This is a genomic window from Stenotrophomonas sp. SMYL86 (genome assembly GCF_036320025.1).
GTDB classification, from domain to species: domain Bacteria; phylum Pseudomonadota; class Gammaproteobacteria; order Xanthomonadales; family Xanthomonadaceae; genus Stenotrophomonas; species Stenotrophomonas maltophilia_A.
In genome coordinates this window covers 190,608-207,004 of record NZ_JAWIRU010000004.1, presented here as the reverse complement: position 1 = coordinate 207,004, position 16,397 = coordinate 190,608, and the positions used below count along the sequence as shown (strand labels likewise).

Below are 16,397 nucleotides of genomic sequence, written 5' to 3'. Positions count from 1 at the left end.
GCGTCAGCCAGGGACTGTGAGCGGGCCGATCACGCCGGCCTGCAGGAACTGCTGCAGCAGTGCAGCACCGGGTTCGGCCAGCGCCTCCTCAGCCAGGCCGTGCGCGGCGGCCAATTGCCGCAGATAGGCATGTCCATCGAGGCCGGGTTGTTCGCCGATGCTGGACAGCAGGTATACCGCCAGCGGGCTGAGCACGGCGAAGCGCACTTCGCCGTCAGCCTCACGGCGCACCAGCAGGCCGGTCGGCTCGGTGGGCGGCTGCGTCGGTGCATCCTCGGCGCACAGCCGGTGCACCGGCCACTGGTACAGCAGCGGCCACGCCAGCGGCGAGCGTTGCAGTGGCACCCGCAGCGGATCGATCTCACCCCGCACCGGCAGCGGCTCGGCAGGAAGCTGGTACAGCGCGGTTTCCACCCACTCGTAGTGGGCCAACTCGGCCAACGCCGGGTGCGGCAGCTGCGGCTGTGCCTGCAGCCACTGCACGAATTCGGCGGCCAGTTCGGTGAACAGCGGCGTCTGGCAGCGATGGGTGGCGAAGTAGTGGCGCACCAGGTCGCTCCAGGCCGGTTCGCCGAGCAGGCGCACGCAGACCGGGAAGCCGTTGCTCAACAGGCCGAGCAGGTTGTTGAACAGCAGCCGCTGGTACACCGCGACCCGGCGTGGTTCCAGCCCGGCGGGTGCGGCCACCGCCTGCGGATCGCGCAGGTGTGCGGTGAACGCATGCTGCTGTGCGCGCAGAGTGTGGGAGGTATCAGCCATGGGCGATACCGGCATGGCTGGACTGCAGGCGGCGGATGGTCTGCAGTTCGCCCTGCAGCTCGGCGTACGGGGGGAAGTTGAAATCGCGTTCGAGCAGGGTGGGGCGTGGGCCGATGCGCGCGTAGGTACGCGCCAGCAGCTCCCAGACCGGGTCGATCACCGCGCTGCCATGGGTGTCGATCTTCAGGTCCGGTGCCTCGTCCAGGTGCCCGGCCACGTGCAGGCAGACGATGCGCTCTGCGGGCAGCCCGGCAATGAAGCTGTCGGCATCGTAGCCGTGGTTGCAGGCGTTGACGTAGACATTGTTGACGTCGAGCAACAGGTCGCAGTCGGCTTCGGCGAGCACGGCATTGGTGAAGGCCAGTTCGTCCATCGCCGGCTCCGGCGCCAGGTAGTAGGACACGTTCTCCACCGCGATGCGGCGACCCAGCAGGTCCTGCACGTGGGTGATGCGTGCGGCGGTATGGCGCACGGCTTCGTCGGTGAACGGAATCGGCAGCAGGTCGTACAGGTGGCCGTCGTCGCTGCAGTAGCTCAGGTGCTCGCTGTACAGCGGCACGCGGTGCTTTTCCAGGAACTGGCTGACCTGTTCCAGCAGCTGCCTATCCAGTGGCGCGCTGCCGCCCAGCGACAACGACAGGCCGTGGCAGCTCAACGGATGGCGCTGCGCCAGTTCGGCCAGTGCATCCCCGGCGGGACCACCGACATGGATCCAGTTCTCCGGCGCGCATTCGAGGAAGTCGAAGTCACCGGCCGGTGCATCGCGCAGATCCTGCAGCAGCGCCCGGCGCAGCCCCAACCCAGCGGCCGCCGCACGAAGCGGCGACCGCAGGTGGACGGCGCTGGCGCGGACGTCAGTGCTTGGCACCGCACTTGCCTTCGCCGCACTTGCCCTCGGCCGACTTCTTGTCGCCGCTCTTGGCCTTGGCGCCTGCCGCAGCACCGGCGGCCTTGCCCTTGTCGGCGCCGCATTTGCCTTCGGCACTCTTGCCGTCGGCACCACATTTGCCTTCGGCGTGCTTGGTCGCGTCCGCGGCCATCTTGGTGTCCGCTGCCTTGGCATCGGTGCTGGCCTTGGCAGCCTGGCCGGCGACCAGATAGCCCTGGGCCAGGTCGCTCATGCTCAGGGCCGAGGCACTGGCGGTCATGCCCAGGCCGGCGGCCAGGGCGGTAGCAGTCAGCAGGGACAGGGTCTTGTTGGAACTGCTCATCGGTCGTGCTCCTGGGTGGTGTGGGCGGGTGCCCGGGTCGCCGGCAGGGGTGCCGGTGGAAGCGATGGTGCAGCGATCCTACTCAACGAATCCTCGCCAAGACCTCAAATTTTCGTGAGGTTTGTTACAGAAGGGGAACACGGTTTCCGGTAGATCCACGCCATGCGTGGATGAATTGCCAGAACGCCCAAAACAAGAAGGCCGCTGTCACCAGGACAGCGGCCACCGTGGAGTCGACTCCGGTGTTGCAGTGCAGCGTCAGGGCTGGCCGGTGCTGGAAGTCTCGTCGCGCTTTTCACGCGGCGGCAGCGGCTGCTCACCGTGCACCAGGAACCACACGTTCTCGGCGATGTTGGTGGCGTGGTCGCCCACGCGCTCCAGGTTCTTGGCCATGAACAGCAGGTGCGTGCAGGGGGTGATGTTGCGCGGGTCTTCCATCATGTAGGTCAGCAACTCGCGGAACAGCGCGGTGTACTGCGCGTCCAGGCGGGCGTCGTCCTCGCGCAGCGCCAGCGCGGCATCGGCATCGTTGTCGCGGTAGGCGGCAATGGCACGACGGACCTGCTGCGCGGCCAGGCGGCCGAGCGCCCGCAGGCCCTGGATCTGCGGCAGCGGCGGTACCTTGCCCAGCGCGATCGAGCGCTTGGCGACGTTGGCGGCGTAGTCACCGATACGCTCGATGTCGGCCGGGATGCGCAGGCCGGCCAGGATCTCGCGCAGGTCGCGCGCCATCGGCCCACGCAGCGCCAGGCGCATCACGTCATGGCTGATCTGCTGCTCCAGCGCATCGATCGCTTCGTCGTTGGCGATGATGCGATGGGCGGCGTTCTCGTCGCGCTTCTCGATCACGTCCATCGCCGCTTCGAGCTGAGCGACGGCCATCTCGCCCATGCGCACGATTTCGGCCACCAGCCGCTGCTGTTCTTCGTCGTAGCTCTTGACGATGTGGTCGTTGGGAAGATTCATGGTCTGCAATCCGGGTAGAGCCAGGCCATGCCTGGCTGGCGTGATTTGTAGAGTCGAGCCATGCTCGACTGACATTGTCTGTCTGTCGACTGACGTTTCAGCCGAAGCGACCGGTGATGTAATCCTCGGTCTGCCGCTGCGACGGCTGCGAGAAGATCACTTCGGTGCGGTCGTGCTCGATCAGGTCGCCCAGGTACATGAAGGCGGTGTAGTCGGACACGCGCGCGGCCTGCTGCATGTTGTGGGTGACGATGACGATGGTGTACTCGTGCTTGAGCTCTTCCACCAGCTGCTCGATGCGGCTGGTCGAGATCGGATCCAGCGCCGAGGTCGGCTCGTCCAGCAGCAGCACCGACGGGCGCAGGGCCACGGCACGGGCGATGCACAGGCGCTGCTGCTGGCCACCGGACAGGCCCAGTGCGCTCTGCCCCAGCTTGTCCTTCACTTCGTCCCACAGTGCGCCCTGGCGCAGTGCCTGCTCGACGCGGTCGGCCATGTCGGCCTTGCTCAGCTTCTCGTGGTGGCGGATGCCGTAGGCCACGTTCTCGAAGATGGTCATCGGGAACGGCACCGGCTTCTGGAACACCATGCCGACCTTGCTGCGCAGGCGGTTCATCGGGTACTTCGGCGACAGGATGTTCTCGCCGTCCAGCAGCACTTCACCACGCGCCTCCAGCTTCGGGTACAGCGCGTAGATGCGGTTGAAGATGCGCAGCAGGGTCGACTTGCCGCAGCCGGAGGGACCGATCAGCGCGGTCACGCGCTTTTCCGGGATCTCCAGGTTGATGCCCTTCAGGGCATGGAACTTGTCGTAGTAGAAGTCCAGTCCACGCGCAGCCAGCTTCACCGGCGACGGCGTGTGCAGGCTCTCGTGCGAGGACGGCACGGCGATGCGCTGCATCGGCACGGCGTTGGAAAGGTCGTTCATGGCGTTATCCACGGAAAGGTCAGTCATGGGAGATACGGTTGCGCAGCAGGATGCCGCGGGCGGCAAGGCTGACCAGCAACACGAAGACAGTCAGCACCAGGGCACCGGCCCAGGCCAGCACCTGCCAGGATTCATACGGGCTGCCGGCGAACTGGTTCATCACCACCGGCACCGAGGCCATCGGCTGGAAGATGTTGTTGTTCCAGTACTGGTTGCCGAAGGCAGTGAACAGCAGCGGTGCGGTCTCGCCAGAGATGCGGGCCAGCGCCAGCAGGATGCCGGTGATGATGCCGGCCGACGCACTGCGGTACAGCACCTGCACGATCACCTTCCACTGCGGGATACCCAGCGACAGGGCTGCCTCACGCATCTGCGAGGGCACCAGGCGCAGCATCTCGTCGGTGGTGCGCACCACCACCGGCAGCACGATGAAGGCCAGCGACAGTGCACCGGCGAACGCCGAGAAGTTGCCCCCGGTCTGCATCACGTACAGCGTGTAGACGAACAGGCCAAGCACGATGGATGGGGCCGACAGCAGGATGTCGTTGACGAAGCGGACCACGGTGCCGGCCTTGCGGGCGTTGCCGTACTCGGCCAGCCAGGTGCCGGCCAGCACGCCCAGCGGGGTGCCGATGCCGATCGCCAGCGCACACATCACCGCACTGCCGAAGAAGGCGTTGGCGAGACCGCCTTCCTGCATCGGCGGCGGCGTCATCTTGGTGAACAGATCCCAGTTGATGCCGGCCAGGCCCTTGGAGGCCAGGGTGAACAGGATCCAGCCCAGGAAGAACAGGCCGAACAGGGCGGTGGCGCAGGAGGCGGTGATCGCAACGACATTGCCGATGCGACGGCGCAGGTACAGCGAATCAGCGGTGGTGGACATCAGTTGCCCTCCTTGCGGGACAGGCGCATCAGCATCAGGCGGGCGATGGCCAGCACCACGAAGGTGACGATGAAGAGGACGAAGCCGAGCAGCAGCAGGGCCGAGCGATAGGTTTCAGTGGCTTCGCCGAAATCGTTGGCGATCAGCGCGGCGATGGTGGTGCCCGGTTCCAGCAGCGACGGCGACAGGCGCACGCTGTTGCCGATCACGAAGGCCACCGCCATCGTCTCGCCAAGGGCGCGGCCGAGGCCGAGGAAGATGCCGCCGATCACTGCCGAGCGGGTGTAGGGCAGCACGATGTCCCAGCTCACTTCCCACTTGGTGGAGCCCAGCGCGTAGGCCGATTCCTTCAGGCGGGTCGGCACGGTCAGGAACACTTCGCGCATCACCGAGGAAATGAACGGAATGACCATGATGGCCAGCACGAAACCGGCAGTGAGCATGCCGATGCCCAGCGGCGGGCCCTGGAACAGCGGGCCGATGATCGGCATCTCGCCCAGGGTTTCGTTGAGGAACGGAGTGACGTACTCGGTCATCACCGGCACCAGCACGAACAGGCCCCACATGCCGTAGATGATCGAAGGAATGCCCGCCAGCAGTTCGATGGCGGTACCGACCGGGCCACGCAGCCAGCGCGGCGCGACTTCGGTGAGGAAGAAGGCGATGCCGAAGCTGACCGGCACGGCGATGACCATCGCGATGAGCGCGGTGACCAGGGTGCCGTAGATCGGAGCGAGGGCGCCGAACTTGTTTTCGACCGGATTCCAGTCGGCGGAGAAGAAGAAGCTCAGGCCCTGCATCTGCAGGGCATGGCGGCCGCCCCACAGCATCGACAGCGCGGCGCAGGCCAGGGCGATCAGGACGAAGATGACGGTGCCGACCAGCACCCATCGGAACAGTTTGTCGTTGCGGGCATCACGCGCATCACGCGTGGACGGGGCGGCTACAGGCTGGGCGATGGCATTCATGGGGACGGCAGGGCCAGGAAGGGGCGGGGCGGCACGGCGTGGAAGAAGCGGTGCCCGCGCGGGGCGGGCACCGTCGTGTCCATCACTTCAGGTCGGTCGCCCAGTAGGCCTCGATCTGCTTGACCAGTTCGGCCGGCAGCGGCACGTAGTGCAGCTCGTTGGCCTGGGCCTGGCCGTTCTCGAAGGCCCACTTGAAGAAGGCCAGGGTGTCCTGGTTGCGCTTGGCGTCCTTCGGCTGCTTCTGCATCAGCATGAAGTTGGTGGCGGTGATCGGCCACGCCTGCTCGCCCGGGGCGTTGGTGATGACCAGGTTGAAGTCCTTGGCGCTGGCCCAGTCGGCGCTGGCAGCCGCAGCGGCGAAGGTTTCCGCGCTCGGTTCGACCCAGTTGCCGGCCGCATTCTGCATGGCGGCGTACGGCATGCCGTTCTGCAGCGCGTAGGCCAGTTCGACGTAGCCGATCGAGCCCTTGATCTGCTTCACGTAGGAAGCGACGCCTTCATTGCCCTTGCCACCGACGCCGTCCGGCCACTGCACCGAGGTGCCTTCGCCGACCTTGGTCTTCCACTCCGGGCTGACCTTGGACAGGTAGTTGGAGAAGTTGAAGGTGGTGCCCGAACCGTCCGAACGGTGGACCAGGGTGATCTTGCCGTCCGGCAGCTTCACGCCCGGGTTGGCGGCGACGATGGCCGGGTCGTTCCAGGTCTTGACCTTGCCCAGGAAGATGTCGGCCAGCAGGGCGCCGCTCAGGCGCAGCTTGCCGGTTTCCAGGCCTTCGATGTTGACCACCGGCACCACGCCGCCGATGGCGGACGGGAACTGGGCCAGGCCGGCCTGGGCCAGCTCTTCGCTGCTCAGCGGCTTGTCGGAGGAACCGAAGTCGACGGTGCCGGCCTTGATCTGGGCGATACCGCCACCGGAGCCGATCGACTGGTAGTTGATCTTGGCACCGGTGCTGGCGTTGTAGTCAGCCGACCACTTGGAGACCAGCGGGAAGATGAAGGACGCGCCCGCGCCGGACACTTCGGCGGTCACCTTGGCACCGGCAGCGGCCGGGGCGGCGGCACCGTCGGCAGCCGGCTGCTGCGCGGCCTGCTTGTCGCCACCGCAGGCCGACAGGCCCAGGGCGATGGCCAGGGAAAGGGCGGCAAGGCCGGCCGAGTGCAGTTTCATGGTCACTCCATAGCGGGGAAGAGCCGACGTCGTCGGCGGATGCGGCTATGAAATGATGTTTTTGTTACAGCCGTATTACGACCATGACAGAGGTGTCCTGGATCACGTTCTGACAAGGGTTTCACGGGGTTGGCCACGGTCCGGGAGACCCCCGGAGACCCCGGATCTGCGCACCGATATGACGGCCGGGGCTCTACAAACGCTCTTGCCTTTGCTCCTGCCTTTCATGACCCCACCGCGCCCCCGATGAACTGTCGAGAGGCGGTGGGCCAGGGCGTGCAGGACCGTCCACGGCATGGATGCCGTGGCCGAGCCCCCAAGGAAGGGTTTACGGCGTGTCCTGCACGCCCTGGCCCACCGACTCACCCACGGATCAGCGAAGGCGCAAACGCTCTTCACGACCAACCCCCAAAAACAAGAAGAGCGCGAGATCTCGAGGATCTCGCGCCCGGGGTGGGATCGGCGGGGGAGAGAGGACCCGCCGATCCCGTTCCTGCGGGGGAACGCGCTTGCTTACTTCAGGTTCTGCGACCAGTAGGTCTCGATCTGGCGGACCAGGCTGTCCGGCAGCGGCACGTAGTCCAGCTGGCGGGCCTGGGCATCGCCGCTCTTGTAGACCCAGCGGAAGAACTCCTGGGTGGCCTTGCCGTTGGCAGGGTTCTTCGGCTTCTTGTGCACCAGGATGAAGTTGGTGGCGGTGATCGGCCAGGACTCGGCGCCCGGGGCGTTGGTCATCACCAGGTAGAAGTCCTTGGCGCTGGCCCAGTCAGCGCTGGCAGCAGCGGCGGCGAACGACGCGTCGCTCGGCTGCACGAAGCGGCCGGCGGCATTCTTCATCGCGGTGTACGACAGCTTGTTCTGCAGCGCGTAGGACAGTTCGACGTAGCCGATGCCGCCCTTGATCTGCTTCACGTAGGCAGCAACGCCTTCGTTGCCCTTGCCGCCGATGCCGGCCGGCCACTGGACCGAGGTGCCTTCACCGACCGAGCTCTTCCACTCCGGGCTGACCTTGGACAGGTAGTTGACGAAGTTGAAGGTGGTGCCCGAACCATCCGAACGGTGCACGACGGTGATCTTGGCGCTCGGCAGGGTCACGCCCGGGTTCAGCGCGGCGATGGCCGGGTCGTTCCAGGTCTTGATCTTGCCCAGGAAGATGTTGGCCAGCACGGTGCCGTCCAGCTTCAGCGCGCCCGGGGCGATGCCGGCCACGTTGACCACCGGTACCACGCCGCCGATCACCGACGGGAACTGGGCCAGGCCCGCAGCAGCCAGTTCTTCCGGCTTCAGCGGAGCATCGGAGGAGCCGAAATCAACGGTCTTGGCCTTGATCTGGGCGATACCACCGCCGGAACCGATCGACTGGTAGTTGACCTTGTTGCTGGTGGCGGCGTTGTAGTCGGCCGACCACTTCGACATCACCGGGTAGATGAACGAGGCGCCCGCGCCGGTGATTTCAGCGGCGTTGGCGGCGAACACGGACGACGCTGCGAAGACGGCAACGGCAACGCGCGACTTGAAGGCGTGGATCACGGGGTGGCTCCTGGGTTGATTGGGATGCGGGGTTACCCGCCCGGCGCACATTCCATAACGGTTCGATGACAGTGCAGGGACCGTTGTATGACGCAACCGTTACAGCGCTGCCCGGCGCCCGCACAGCCAGGGGCGTGAAGGTTCTGAGTGCTGCGGGCAACGTGATGACCATGCGCCGGAGACGGACGTGGCCCGGTTGCGATCACGTTCTATATGTCGCTGATGGACTGCCCGGTGTGGTCGTCAATGCCATCCCGGCCTGGCATTCCGCAGTGATGCCGCGTCATCCACACGAAACCATCAATGCAGTTGAGCGCTGCGCGGCGGTCGATCCGGGGCGGGACGCTGATACATGACGCCATATGCCGCAAGGGATCGACAAGCATGTGCCCGCAAATGAGTCGTACGCATGACCGCACGAAGAAATCTGTGGTTGGTGCTCAGGTTGTCATTCGGCTGTCATGGTTTTAACGGAATGTTCGCAAAACGCTTGACCGGCCTGCCGGCGTGGCGTTCTGCCCAAGCCATTCCAACCCTCTGGAGAAATCCAAAATGCGTTCCCATTTGCTCGCCGCCGCGGTCGTTGCAAGCCTCGGTCTGGTTTCCGCCGACGCCTTCGCAGCTCCCGCCAGCACGGGCGTATCCCAGGCACAGCTGCAGCAGCTGCAGGCGCAGATCGCTGCCCTGCAGGCCCAGGTCCAGCAGTTGCAGAACGATTCGCAGGCGCTGCAGGCACAGTCCGATGCGCAGTCCGAAGTGAACATCACCCAGGCCCAGGCCCTGGAAGGTGCACAGAAGACCCAGACCAGCGTCGACAAGCTGGCCAAGCTGGTCAATGACAACAAGATCGGCGGTCGCATGTTCTTCGACCTGACCAACATCGACAAGACCAGCAACGGCAAGGACACCGCCGCCAGCGGCACCGGTCTGGACGTCAAGCGCTTCTACCTGACCGTCGACCACAAGTTCAACGACATCTGGTCGGCCAACCTGACCACCGACTTCCAGTACAGCTCGGCCATCGGCAACACCGAACTGTTCGTCAAGAAGGCCTACGTGCAGGGTAGCTTCGACCCGGCCTTCAACCTGCGCGTCGGTGCCGCCGACATGCCGTGGATTCCGTACGTCGAGAAGTTCTACGGCATGCGTTATGTCGAGAACACCCTGACCGATCGCCTGAAGTACGGCAACTCGTCCGACTGGGGCCTGCATGGCTTCGGCAACCTGGGCAACAACTTCAACTACGCGGTCTCGGTTGTGTCCGGCGCCGGTTACAAGAACCCGACCCGCAGCAAGGGCATGGACGTGGAAGGCCGCGCGGCCTATACCCCGAACGAGAACTTCGTGGTTGCCGTCGGTGGCTACAGTGGCAAGCTGGGCAAGGAAACCGACATCCAGAGCGCCGAGAACACCTACACCCGCGCCAATGCGATGGTGGCCTACGCCAGCAGCGACTTCCGCGTCGGTGGCGAGTACTTCCAGGCCAAGAACCTCAACAACGTGATGACCGTTGCCACCGACAAGACCAGCGGCTGGTCGGTGTGGGGCAGCGTGCGCGTCACCGACGGCGGCATCAACGTGTTCGGTCGTTACGATGACACCGACGTCAGCAAGACGCTGGACCCGACCCTGAGCGACAAGTACTGGAACGTCGGCGTCGAGTTCCCGGTCATGAAGAACCTCAAGCTGTCGACCGTGTACAAGTACACGCACCTGGCCAACGCCAGCGACAAGAAGAACGACAAGACCAAGGAGTTCGGCGTCTGGGGCGACCTGTCGTTCTGATGTCCTGAAGCACTCTTGTCTACAAGCAAAGACGGCGGGCCCTGTGCCCGCCGTCCTTGTTTTGTCACACCACGAACGCGTTCACGCCTCGGCCGTGGTCTTTTCCTTGAACCGGCACAGGTCGGCGATCACGCAGCCCGGGCAATCCGGATTGCGCGCCTTGCACACATAACGTCCGTGCAGGATCAGCCAGTGATGCGCGTCGAGCAGGAACTCGGCCGGAATCACCTTCACCAGTTTGTCTTCCACTTCCCGCACGTTCTTGCCCGGGGCCAGGCCGGTGCGGTTGGAGACGCGGAAGATATGCGTGTCCACCGCCATCACCGGCTCACCGAACGCAGTGTTGAGCACCACGTTGGCGGTCTTGCGGCCCACGCCCGGCAGCGCTTCCAGTTCATCGCGATCGCGCGGCACTTCACCGCCGTGCTTCTCCAGCAGGATCGCGCAGGTGGCGATCACGTTCTTCGCCTTGGCGTTGAACAGACCGATGGTGGCGATGTACTGCTTCAGCCCGTCCTCGCCAAGCGCGAGGATCTTTGCCGGGGTATTGGCCACCGGGAACAGGCGGCGCGTGGCCTTGTTGACGCCCACGTCGGTGGCCTGCGCCGACAGCGCGACCGCCACCAGCAGTTCGAACGGTGAGCTGTACTCCAGTTCGGTCTTCGGGTGCGGATTGAGTTCGCGCAGGCGGGTGAACATTTCCACCACATCGGCGCGCGGCATGCTGCCACCGCGTCGCGCCGGCGCGCGCGGGGTCTTCTTCGCAGCGGCCATTACTGCTCCTTGCCGGTGGCGCGGGCCTTGGCCCGGGCGAGAATCGCGGCGGCGGCCGGGGGCAGGGCGGGCTTCACGTCCGGCGCCGGGGCTGGCGTGCGTCGCGCATCGCGTTCGGCCTCGCGGCGCGCCAGGCGCACGGCACGGGCACGGTAGCGTTCGCGTGCGGCCCAGGCCGCGTGCAGCTGCTGCTGGGCCTGCTGCAGGCGTCGTGGAAGGTCCGGGTGGCCGGGCAGCAGCTGTTCGTCGCCGGCACGGGCAACGTAGTCCATGAGACCGGCCTGCAGGGCGCCATCGAGATCGTCTGCCTGGACCCGGGCGAACAGCTGCGCGGGGTTGGGTCGGGATGCCATGGCGTCAGCGGTTCTGGAAGGCCGGCGGGCGGCGCTGCAGGAAGGCGCTGGTGCCTTCGCGCATGTCTTCGGTGGCGAACAGCAGGCCGAACTGCGCGCTTTCGTACTCCAGCCCAGCCTCCAGGCTGCATTCGCCACCCACGTGTACCGCGTCGAGCAGGCCACGCAGGGCCAGCGGGGCCGAGCGTGCCAGCTGGCGCGCGATGTCCTGTACACGGTTGTCCAGCGCATCGGCGGGCACCACCTCGTTGACGATGCCCAGTTCCAGCGCACGCGCGGCGTTGATCGGTGCACCCAGCAGGCACAGCTCCAGGGTGGCGGCGCGGCCGCACAGGCGCAGCAGGCGTTGACTGCCGCCGAAGCCGGGAATCAGGCCGAGATTGATCTCCGGCTGCCCGACCTTGGCCGTATCGGCAGCGATGCGCAGGTGGCAGGCCATGGCCAGCTCCAGCCCGCCGCCCAGGGCGAAGCCGTTCACGCGTGCGATCACCGGCTTGGGCATGCGCTCGATCTGGCGCATCAGGGCCTGGCCGAGCAGGGAGAAATCACGTCCCTGAACCGCACTGAGTGTGTTCATCTCGGCGATGTCGGCCCCGGCCACGAAAGCCTTCGGACCGGCACCGGTCAGCACCACCACGCGCACGTCCGAGTCGGCTGCGGCGGCGCTGAACGCCTCGGTCAGCGCCTGCAGGGTCGCGGCATTCAAGGCGTTGAGCTTGTCCGGGCGCTGGACGGTCACGGTGCGGATGGCGCCGTCGTCGGCGACAGCGATCAGGGCATCGGCCACGGGGAAACTCCTGAAACGTTAAAAAAAAGTGAGATTGAACTCCGCAAACGCAGACGGGTCTTAGCCTGCATCGTGAGTAGCGGTTACACGTTGTGCCCGTTATCCTAACCCGTCGCCTCAGGGCGGCGCAGAACGTCCCTGAGTTACCACCCCTGGAGAACTGTTTGATGAAGTTGCGTTCTATCGCGGTCGCCGTCGCGGCCCTGGCCCTGACGGGCAATGCCTTCGCCCAGGACGTCTCGTCCGAAAAGGGCAAGCTGAGCTACTACTTCGGTTACGACTACGGCAACAACCTGGCGGAGCTGACCGGTCGTGGTGAGCAGCTGGACATCAACTCGGTGGTGAAGGGTCTGCAGGACGCCTACGCCAAGAAGCAGCCGGCGATCACCGCCGACCAGCTGAAGCCGGCCGTTGAAGCGTTCCAGAAGCGCGAGCAGGGCCGTGCCCAGGCTGCCAAGGCCGAGTACGAAAAGGCTGCTGCCGAAAACAAGACCAAGAGCGATCAGTTCATCGCGGCGAACAAGGCCAAGGCCGGCGTGCAGTCCCTGCCGAGCGGCGTCCAGTACCGCGTGATTGAAGCCGGCAAGGGCGCCAAGCCGACCCAGGCCAGCACCGTGCAGCTGGAAGTGGCCGGTCCGTTCCCGTACGGCCAGCGCCCGACCGAAGCCCGCCCGGCCCAGCAGATTCCGTCGATCAAGGTCAGCGAAGTCGAAATGAAGGCCATGCGCGAGACCCTGCTGCAGATGCCGGCTGGCTCGAAGTGGGAAGTCACCCTGCCGCCGGACCAGGCCTACGGTGCCGACCCGCGCACCCCGTTCCCACCGAACGTGGCTGTGCAGTTCGAGATCAAGCTGGTCAGCGTCAAGTAAATCGAAGCGGTAAACGAAACGCGCCGGTGATCCCACCGGCGCGTTTTTGTTTGCGCGGAGCGCGACGCTGCCGTGCACTGCATATTGACCCCGCGCAAATTCAGCCCGATCGCGCTACTGTTGCCGGGTGCAAACAATGGAAAAAACGGCGCGTGTTGTCGCAAGTCCCTGCATCGGAGTGTGCACGCTGGATCCGCACCGGCAATGCACCGGCTGCGGGCGGCATATCGATGAGATCGCGCGGTGGTCGTCGATGAGCAACGAGGAACGCAGCCGCATCCTGCATCGCGTGCAACCTCTGCGTGAACAGCTGCAGCAATCACTGCGCGGCTCGCTGGCTGATCACGAGCGCCTGATGCGCGCGCTGCATCCACTGGCCGAGCCGCCGGCCGGCGACGGCTGGAACCGCAGTGAACTGATCGATCTGCTTCCGCCCGGGCCCCCGGTGGAAGCCGCCGTACTGGCCGGCATCGTGCCGCGCGCCAACGGCGCACAGGTCATCCTCACCCGTCGCACCGAAACCCTGCGCACCCATGGTGGTCAGGTCGGCTTCCCCGGTGGCCGCACCGAACCCGATGACCGCGATGCGTTGGCCGCTGCACTGCGCGAGAGCCAGGAGGAAATCGCATTGGCGCCCGGCCAGGTGCAGGCGCTGGGCTATCTCGATCCCTTCGTGACGATCACCGGCTACCGGGTCACGCCGGTGGTGGCCGTGGTCGATCCGGATTTCGTACCGGTGCCACAGCCCAGTGAAGTGGCCGAAGTGTTTGAAGTGCCGCTCGATTACCTGATGGCCGCCGACAACCTGCGCCAGGTCGAAATCAATCATCGCGGCCGCGTCCGCCACGTCCTCGAATATGGCTGGCCCGGCCAGCGCATCTGGGGCGCCACCGCCGCCATCCTCTACAACCTGCGTCGCCGCCTGGAGCAAGTGCAATGAAGCCGATCGATCTGCCGTGGACCACCCTGGTCGATGTCGCCACCCTGGCCGCTGCATTGGGCGAGGGCGTTCGCGTGGTCGACGCACGTGCTACTGCCAGTACCGCCGTACGCGTGGTCGATGCACGTTCCTCGCTGGCCGATCCGCAGGCGGGTAACGGCCAGTATCTGGCGGGGCATGTTCCGGGCGCGGTGTATGCCGACCTCAATCGGGACCTGTCGGATCTGACCCGCAGCGGCCACGGCCGTCACCCGCTGCCGGACAGCGATGCCTTCGCCGCGAAACTGGGCCAGTGGGGCATCGGTCCCGACACCCAGGTGGTGGTCTACGACGGCAGCGATGGCAGCATGGCCGCCTCGCGCCTGTGGTGGCTGCTGCGCCTGATCGGGCACAGCAAGGTGGCCGTGCTTGATGGTGGTATCGCCGCATGGCAGGGCGCAGGGCATCCCTTGGCGACGGGGCAGGATGAGGTGACCGCGCTGCCGGTTTACCCGGGCCGTTTCGACACCACCCAGATCGCCAATGCCGATGAAATCACTGCACGCTTGAAGCATGCACCCGGTTGGCTGGTCGATGCACGCGCGGGTGAGCGCTTCCGCGGCGAAGTGGAGCCGCTGGACCCGGTCGCCGGCCACGTGCCGGGCGCGGTCAACCGTCCGTTTGCGTTGAACGTCGCCGACGGCCGCCTGCGTGATGCACAGGAACTGCGCGCCGAACTGCAGGGCGTGATCGGCAACCGTGATCCGCAGCAGGTGGTGCTGATGTGCGGCTCCGGCGTGACCGCCTGCCACCTGTTGCTGGCGATGGAAGCGGCCGGTCTGTCCGGCGCACGCATCTACGCCGATTCGTGGAGCGGTTGGGTCAGCGACAGCAGCCGCCCGGTGGCGACCGGCGCCTGAGGCGCGCGGGGTCGGATCCGTTTTCCAACGGAAAACGGCTATGACCCCATCAACTGAAAATCCGGGTCAGAGCCCGTTGCGTAGCCACGGGATCCGACCCCGTGTCGACCAAGGTCGACACCCACCAACAGCAGCAGAGATCTGTCGAAGGCGGGGTGGGTCCGGTTGCGAGGGTGTCCGCGGCATGGATGCCGCGGCCAAGCCCCCATGGACGGGTTTACGGCGTCCCTCGCAACCGGACCCATCCCGCCATCCCACGGATTGCCCGCTTTTGATGTTGATGTTGCCTCTGCGGGTACAGGGCGCAGCCCTGTCGATCAATCCAGCCCCTGCAACGGCACCTTCGCCAGCACCCGCGCCCACGGGAACAACGGCCCCGGATCACGCTTGCGCGCCACCATCAGCGCCGGGTCATCGCTGGCCCGCACCTGCTCCAGGTCCAGCTGGTCGTGCCCGGCAATCCGCCGCAGCGACGGATAGCGCACCACCAGCGCCTGCAGCAGCTGCTCCAGCGCCTGCAGCTGTGCCTCGGTGTAGGGCTCGTCCATCGCCTGCTGGCGGCTGTCGAACCAGTGCGGGTAGCGCCCGGTGTTGACCAGCTCGATGCCCAGCGTATGCGCGTTCATGCCGCGCACGTGATGCGCCACGCGTTCCGGCGCCACGTACTGCACCACGCTGCCATCGCGGTCGATGTAGAAGTGGCCGCTGTTGCCGGCGCCGCTGTCATACAGCACGCGCTCGCCGTACTCACGGGCCATCGCCAGATCGGGCAGCTCGGTGCAGTGGATCACCACCATCTCCAGCGTGGTCGGGTCGCGCAGTGGCAGACGGTCTTCGTAGGGCAGGGGCTGCAGCTGCAGGCCGGGCAGGAGCGGGTTGGGCATCCGGCGATGCTAGCATTGCGGCATGAACCTTCCTTCCCTTTCCTCGTCGGTCCGCTCCCATGGAGCGCGCGCATGAGCCGCGGCCACTGCATCCTGTCCCACGGTTTCGAGAGCGGCCCGGAGGCGACCAAGGTCACCGCGCTGGCCGACGTGGCGCAGCGCCTGGGCTGGACTCATGAGCGCCCGGACTATACAGACCTGGACGCGATGAGCGAGGTCAGCCGCGTAGGTGACGTGCCGACCCGCCTGCGCCGCCTGGTTGAACGCACCGCCATCGCTGCCCAGCAGGGTCCGGTGGTGCTGGCCGGCTCCAGCCTGGGTGCCTACATCTCTGCCATCGCCTCGCTGCAGGTGCCGGTGGCCGGCCTGTTCCTGATGGTGCCGCCGACCACCATGGGCCCGATGCCGGCGCTGGACGCCGCCGCCGTGCCGACCACCGTGGTCCAGGCTTGGCATGACGATGTGGTGCCGGCCGCTGGAGTGATCGCCTGGGCCCAGGCGCGTTCGGCGCAGCTGCTGCTGGTCGACGACGGCCACCGCCTGGAGCACCATGTGGAGGCCTCCGCGCAGGCCTTCGAGCGCCTGCTGCGGCAACTGTGAAGCCCGGGCGCACGGCGCGCCCGCCCGCATTGACTACAATGGCAGCCCCGCCGCCCCCGGCGCGGGCCTGCCGGCCGTGCCTACGGCCCT

At 66.2% G+C, this 16,397-nt stretch carries 18 protein-coding genes; 5 read left to right on the top strand and 13 right to left on the bottom strand.

All coding sequences use genetic code 11. The features are described from left to right. Window positions 1-3 precede the first annotated feature (3 nt). The 9 genes from V3B64_RS07240 to pstS (V3B64_RS07200) form a co-directional block, all read right to left on the bottom strand. On the bottom strand, window positions 4-759 hold the full coding sequence (locus V3B64_RS07240; RefSeq protein ID WP_329913867.1) for a putative DNA-binding domain-containing protein: 756 nt from the start codon (window positions 757-759) through the stop codon (window positions 4-6). Continuing rightward, window positions 752-1,627, bottom strand: a complete 876-nt coding sequence (locus V3B64_RS07235; RefSeq protein ID WP_329913866.1) for a DUF692 domain-containing protein — start codon at window positions 1,625-1,627, stop codon at window positions 752-754. The genes V3B64_RS07240 and V3B64_RS07235 overlap by 8 nt, the downstream gene beginning before the upstream one ends. After that, window positions 1,614-1,970, bottom strand: coding sequence for a hypothetical protein (locus tag V3B64_RS07230; protein ID WP_032127903.1), 357 nt, complete (start codon window positions 1,968-1,970; stop codon window positions 1,614-1,616). Before V3B64_RS07230 ends, V3B64_RS07235 begins: the two co-directional genes overlap by 14 nt. 258 nt (window positions 1,971-2,228) lie before the next feature. Continuing rightward, window positions 2,229-2,936, bottom strand: a complete 708-nt coding sequence (gene phoU / locus V3B64_RS07225; protein ID WP_008265615.1) for a phosphate signaling complex protein PhoU — start codon at window positions 2,934-2,936, stop codon at window positions 2,229-2,231. A gap of 97 nt (window positions 2,937-3,033) precedes the next feature. Continuing rightward, window positions 3,034-3,864, bottom strand: a complete 831-nt coding sequence (gene pstB, locus V3B64_RS07220; RefSeq protein WP_005408788.1) for a phosphate ABC transporter ATP-binding protein PstB — start codon at window positions 3,862-3,864, stop codon at window positions 3,034-3,036. Between the two features lie 19 nt (window positions 3,865-3,883). Further along, window positions 3,884-4,747: a phosphate ABC transporter permease PstA gene (gene pstA / locus V3B64_RS07215; protein WP_032127902.1), complete on the bottom strand. Its 864-nt coding sequence runs from the start codon at window positions 4,745-4,747 to the stop codon at window positions 3,884-3,886. Next, the gene (gene pstC / locus V3B64_RS07210) at window positions 4,747-5,715 is read right to left on the bottom strand and encodes a phosphate ABC transporter permease subunit PstC (protein WP_049421601.1); all 969 of its coding nucleotides are present in this window, start codon (window positions 5,713-5,715) and stop codon (window positions 4,747-4,749) included. Before pstC ends, pstA begins: the two co-directional genes overlap by 1 nt. Before the next feature lie 82 nt (window positions 5,716-5,797). Further along, complete coding sequence (pstS, locus tag V3B64_RS07205; protein ID WP_121503826.1) at window positions 5,798-6,886, bottom strand: phosphate ABC transporter substrate-binding protein PstS; 1,089 nt, start codon at window positions 6,884-6,886, stop codon at window positions 5,798-5,800. 513 nt (window positions 6,887-7,399) lie between these two features. Beyond that, window positions 7,400-8,416 carry a phosphate ABC transporter substrate-binding protein PstS gene (gene pstS / locus V3B64_RS07200; RefSeq protein WP_049463600.1) on the bottom strand — a complete coding sequence of 339 codons (1,017 nt, stop codon included), beginning with the start codon at window positions 8,414-8,416 and terminating at the stop codon, window positions 7,400-7,402. 552 nt (window positions 8,417-8,968) lie between these two features. Between pstS (V3B64_RS07200) and V3B64_RS07195 the strand changes: the two genes are divergently transcribed. Then, window positions 8,969-10,201, top strand: a complete 1,233-nt coding sequence (locus tag V3B64_RS07195; protein WP_032127900.1) for a porin — start codon at window positions 8,969-8,971, stop codon at window positions 10,199-10,201. A gap of 81 nt (window positions 10,202-10,282) precedes the next feature. Here the strand turns inward: V3B64_RS07195 and nth are convergent, their stop codons facing one another. Genes nth through V3B64_RS07180 form a run of 3 tightly spaced genes read right to left on the bottom strand, consistent with a single transcriptional unit; the run spans window position 10,283 to window position 12,115 of the window. Then, window positions 10,283-10,975: an endonuclease III gene (gene nth, locus V3B64_RS07190; protein WP_329913865.1), complete on the bottom strand. Its 693-nt coding sequence runs from the start codon at window positions 10,973-10,975 to the stop codon at window positions 10,283-10,285. Beyond that, entirely contained in the window at window positions 10,975-11,328 is a 354-nt protein-coding gene (locus tag V3B64_RS07185; RefSeq protein WP_049399879.1) for a hypothetical protein, read from the bottom strand. Before V3B64_RS07185 ends, nth begins: the two co-directional genes overlap by 1 nt. Before the next feature lie 4 nt (window positions 11,329-11,332). Beyond that, complete coding sequence (locus tag V3B64_RS07180; RefSeq protein WP_329913864.1) at window positions 11,333-12,115, bottom strand: enoyl-CoA hydratase-related protein; 783 nt, start codon at window positions 12,113-12,115, stop codon at window positions 11,333-11,335. A gap of 167 nt (window positions 12,116-12,282) precedes the next feature. Between V3B64_RS07180 and V3B64_RS07175 the strand changes: the two genes are divergently transcribed. The 3 genes from V3B64_RS07175 (at window position 12,283) to V3B64_RS07165 (ending at window position 14,823) form a co-directional block, all read left to right on the top strand. After that, window positions 12,283-12,984 carry an FKBP-type peptidyl-prolyl cis-trans isomerase N-terminal domain-containing protein gene (locus V3B64_RS07175; protein ID WP_032127896.1) on the top strand — a complete coding sequence of 234 codons (702 nt, stop codon included), beginning with the start codon at window positions 12,283-12,285 and terminating at the stop codon, window positions 12,982-12,984. 136 nt (window positions 12,985-13,120) lie between these two features. Beyond that, entirely contained in the window at window positions 13,121-13,924 is an 804-nt protein-coding gene (locus V3B64_RS07170; RefSeq protein WP_329913863.1) for a CoA pyrophosphatase, read from the top strand. Beyond that, a complete protein-coding gene (locus tag V3B64_RS07165) occupies window positions 13,921-14,823 on the top strand; it encodes a sulfurtransferase (RefSeq protein ID WP_329913862.1) in 903 nt (300 codons plus the stop codon). Before V3B64_RS07170 ends, V3B64_RS07165 begins: the two co-directional genes overlap by 4 nt. Window positions 14,824-15,140: 317 nt before the next feature. Here V3B64_RS07165 and V3B64_RS07160 read toward each other — a convergent pair whose 3' ends face one another. Then, a complete protein-coding gene (locus tag V3B64_RS07160; RefSeq protein ID WP_329913861.1) occupies window positions 15,141-15,707 on the bottom strand; it encodes an N-acetylmuramoyl-L-alanine amidase in 567 nt (188 codons plus the stop codon). 72 nt (window positions 15,708-15,779) lie between these two features. Between V3B64_RS07160 and V3B64_RS07155 the strand changes: the two genes are divergently transcribed. Continuing rightward, window positions 15,780-16,307: an alpha/beta hydrolase gene (locus V3B64_RS07155; RefSeq protein WP_049399884.1), complete on the top strand. Its 528-nt coding sequence runs from the start codon at window positions 15,780-15,782 to the stop codon at window positions 16,305-16,307. Window positions 16,308-16,397 lie beyond the last annotated feature (90 nt).

Coding starts and splice junctions, on each gene's coding strand:
- V3B64_RS07165 (WP_329913862.1), top strand. CDS start 13,921: ATGAAGCCGATCGATCTGCCGTGGACCACCCTGGTCGATGTCGCCACC.
- V3B64_RS07240 (WP_329913867.1), bottom strand. CDS start 759: ATGGCTGATACCTCCCACACTCTGCGCGCACAGCAGCATGCGTTCACC.
- V3B64_RS07175 (WP_032127896.1), top strand. CDS start 12,283: ATGAAGTTGCGTTCTATCGCGGTCGCCGTCGCGGCCCTGGCCCTGACG.
- pstS (WP_121503826.1), bottom strand. CDS start 6,886: ATGAAACTGCACTCGGCCGGCCTTGCCGCCCTTTCCCTGGCCATCGCC.
- pstB (WP_005408788.1), bottom strand. CDS start 3,864: ATGAACGACCTTTCCAACGCCGTGCCGATGCAGCGCATCGCCGTGCCG.
- V3B64_RS07230 (WP_032127903.1), bottom strand. CDS start 1,970: ATGAGCAGTTCCAACAAGACCCTGTCCCTGCTGACTGCTACCGCCCTG.
- pstC (WP_049421601.1), bottom strand. CDS start 5,715: ATGAATGCCATCGCCCAGCCTGTAGCCGCCCCGTCCACGCGTGATGCG.
- V3B64_RS07155 (WP_049399884.1), top strand. CDS start 15,780: ATGAGCCGCGGCCACTGCATCCTGTCCCACGGTTTCGAGAGCGGCCCG.
- V3B64_RS07195 (WP_032127900.1), top strand. CDS start 8,969: ATGCGTTCCCATTTGCTCGCCGCCGCGGTCGTTGCAAGCCTCGGTCTG.
- phoU (WP_008265615.1), bottom strand. CDS start 2,936: ATGAATCTTCCCAACGACCACATCGTCAAGAGCTACGACGAAGAACAG.
- pstA (WP_032127902.1), bottom strand. CDS start 4,747: ATGTCCACCACCGCTGATTCGCTGTACCTGCGCCGTCGCATCGGCAAT.
- V3B64_RS07185 (WP_049399879.1), bottom strand. CDS start 11,328: ATGGCATCCCGACCCAACCCCGCGCAGCTGTTCGCCCGGGTCCAGGCA.
- nth (WP_329913865.1), bottom strand. CDS start 10,975: ATGGCCGCTGCGAAGAAGACCCCGCGCGCGCCGGCGCGACGCGGTGGC.
- V3B64_RS07170 (WP_329913863.1), top strand. CDS start 13,121: ATGGAAAAAACGGCGCGTGTTGTCGCAAGTCCCTGCATCGGAGTGTGC.
- V3B64_RS07160 (WP_329913861.1), bottom strand. CDS start 15,707: ATGCCCAACCCGCTCCTGCCCGGCCTGCAGCTGCAGCCCCTGCCCTAC.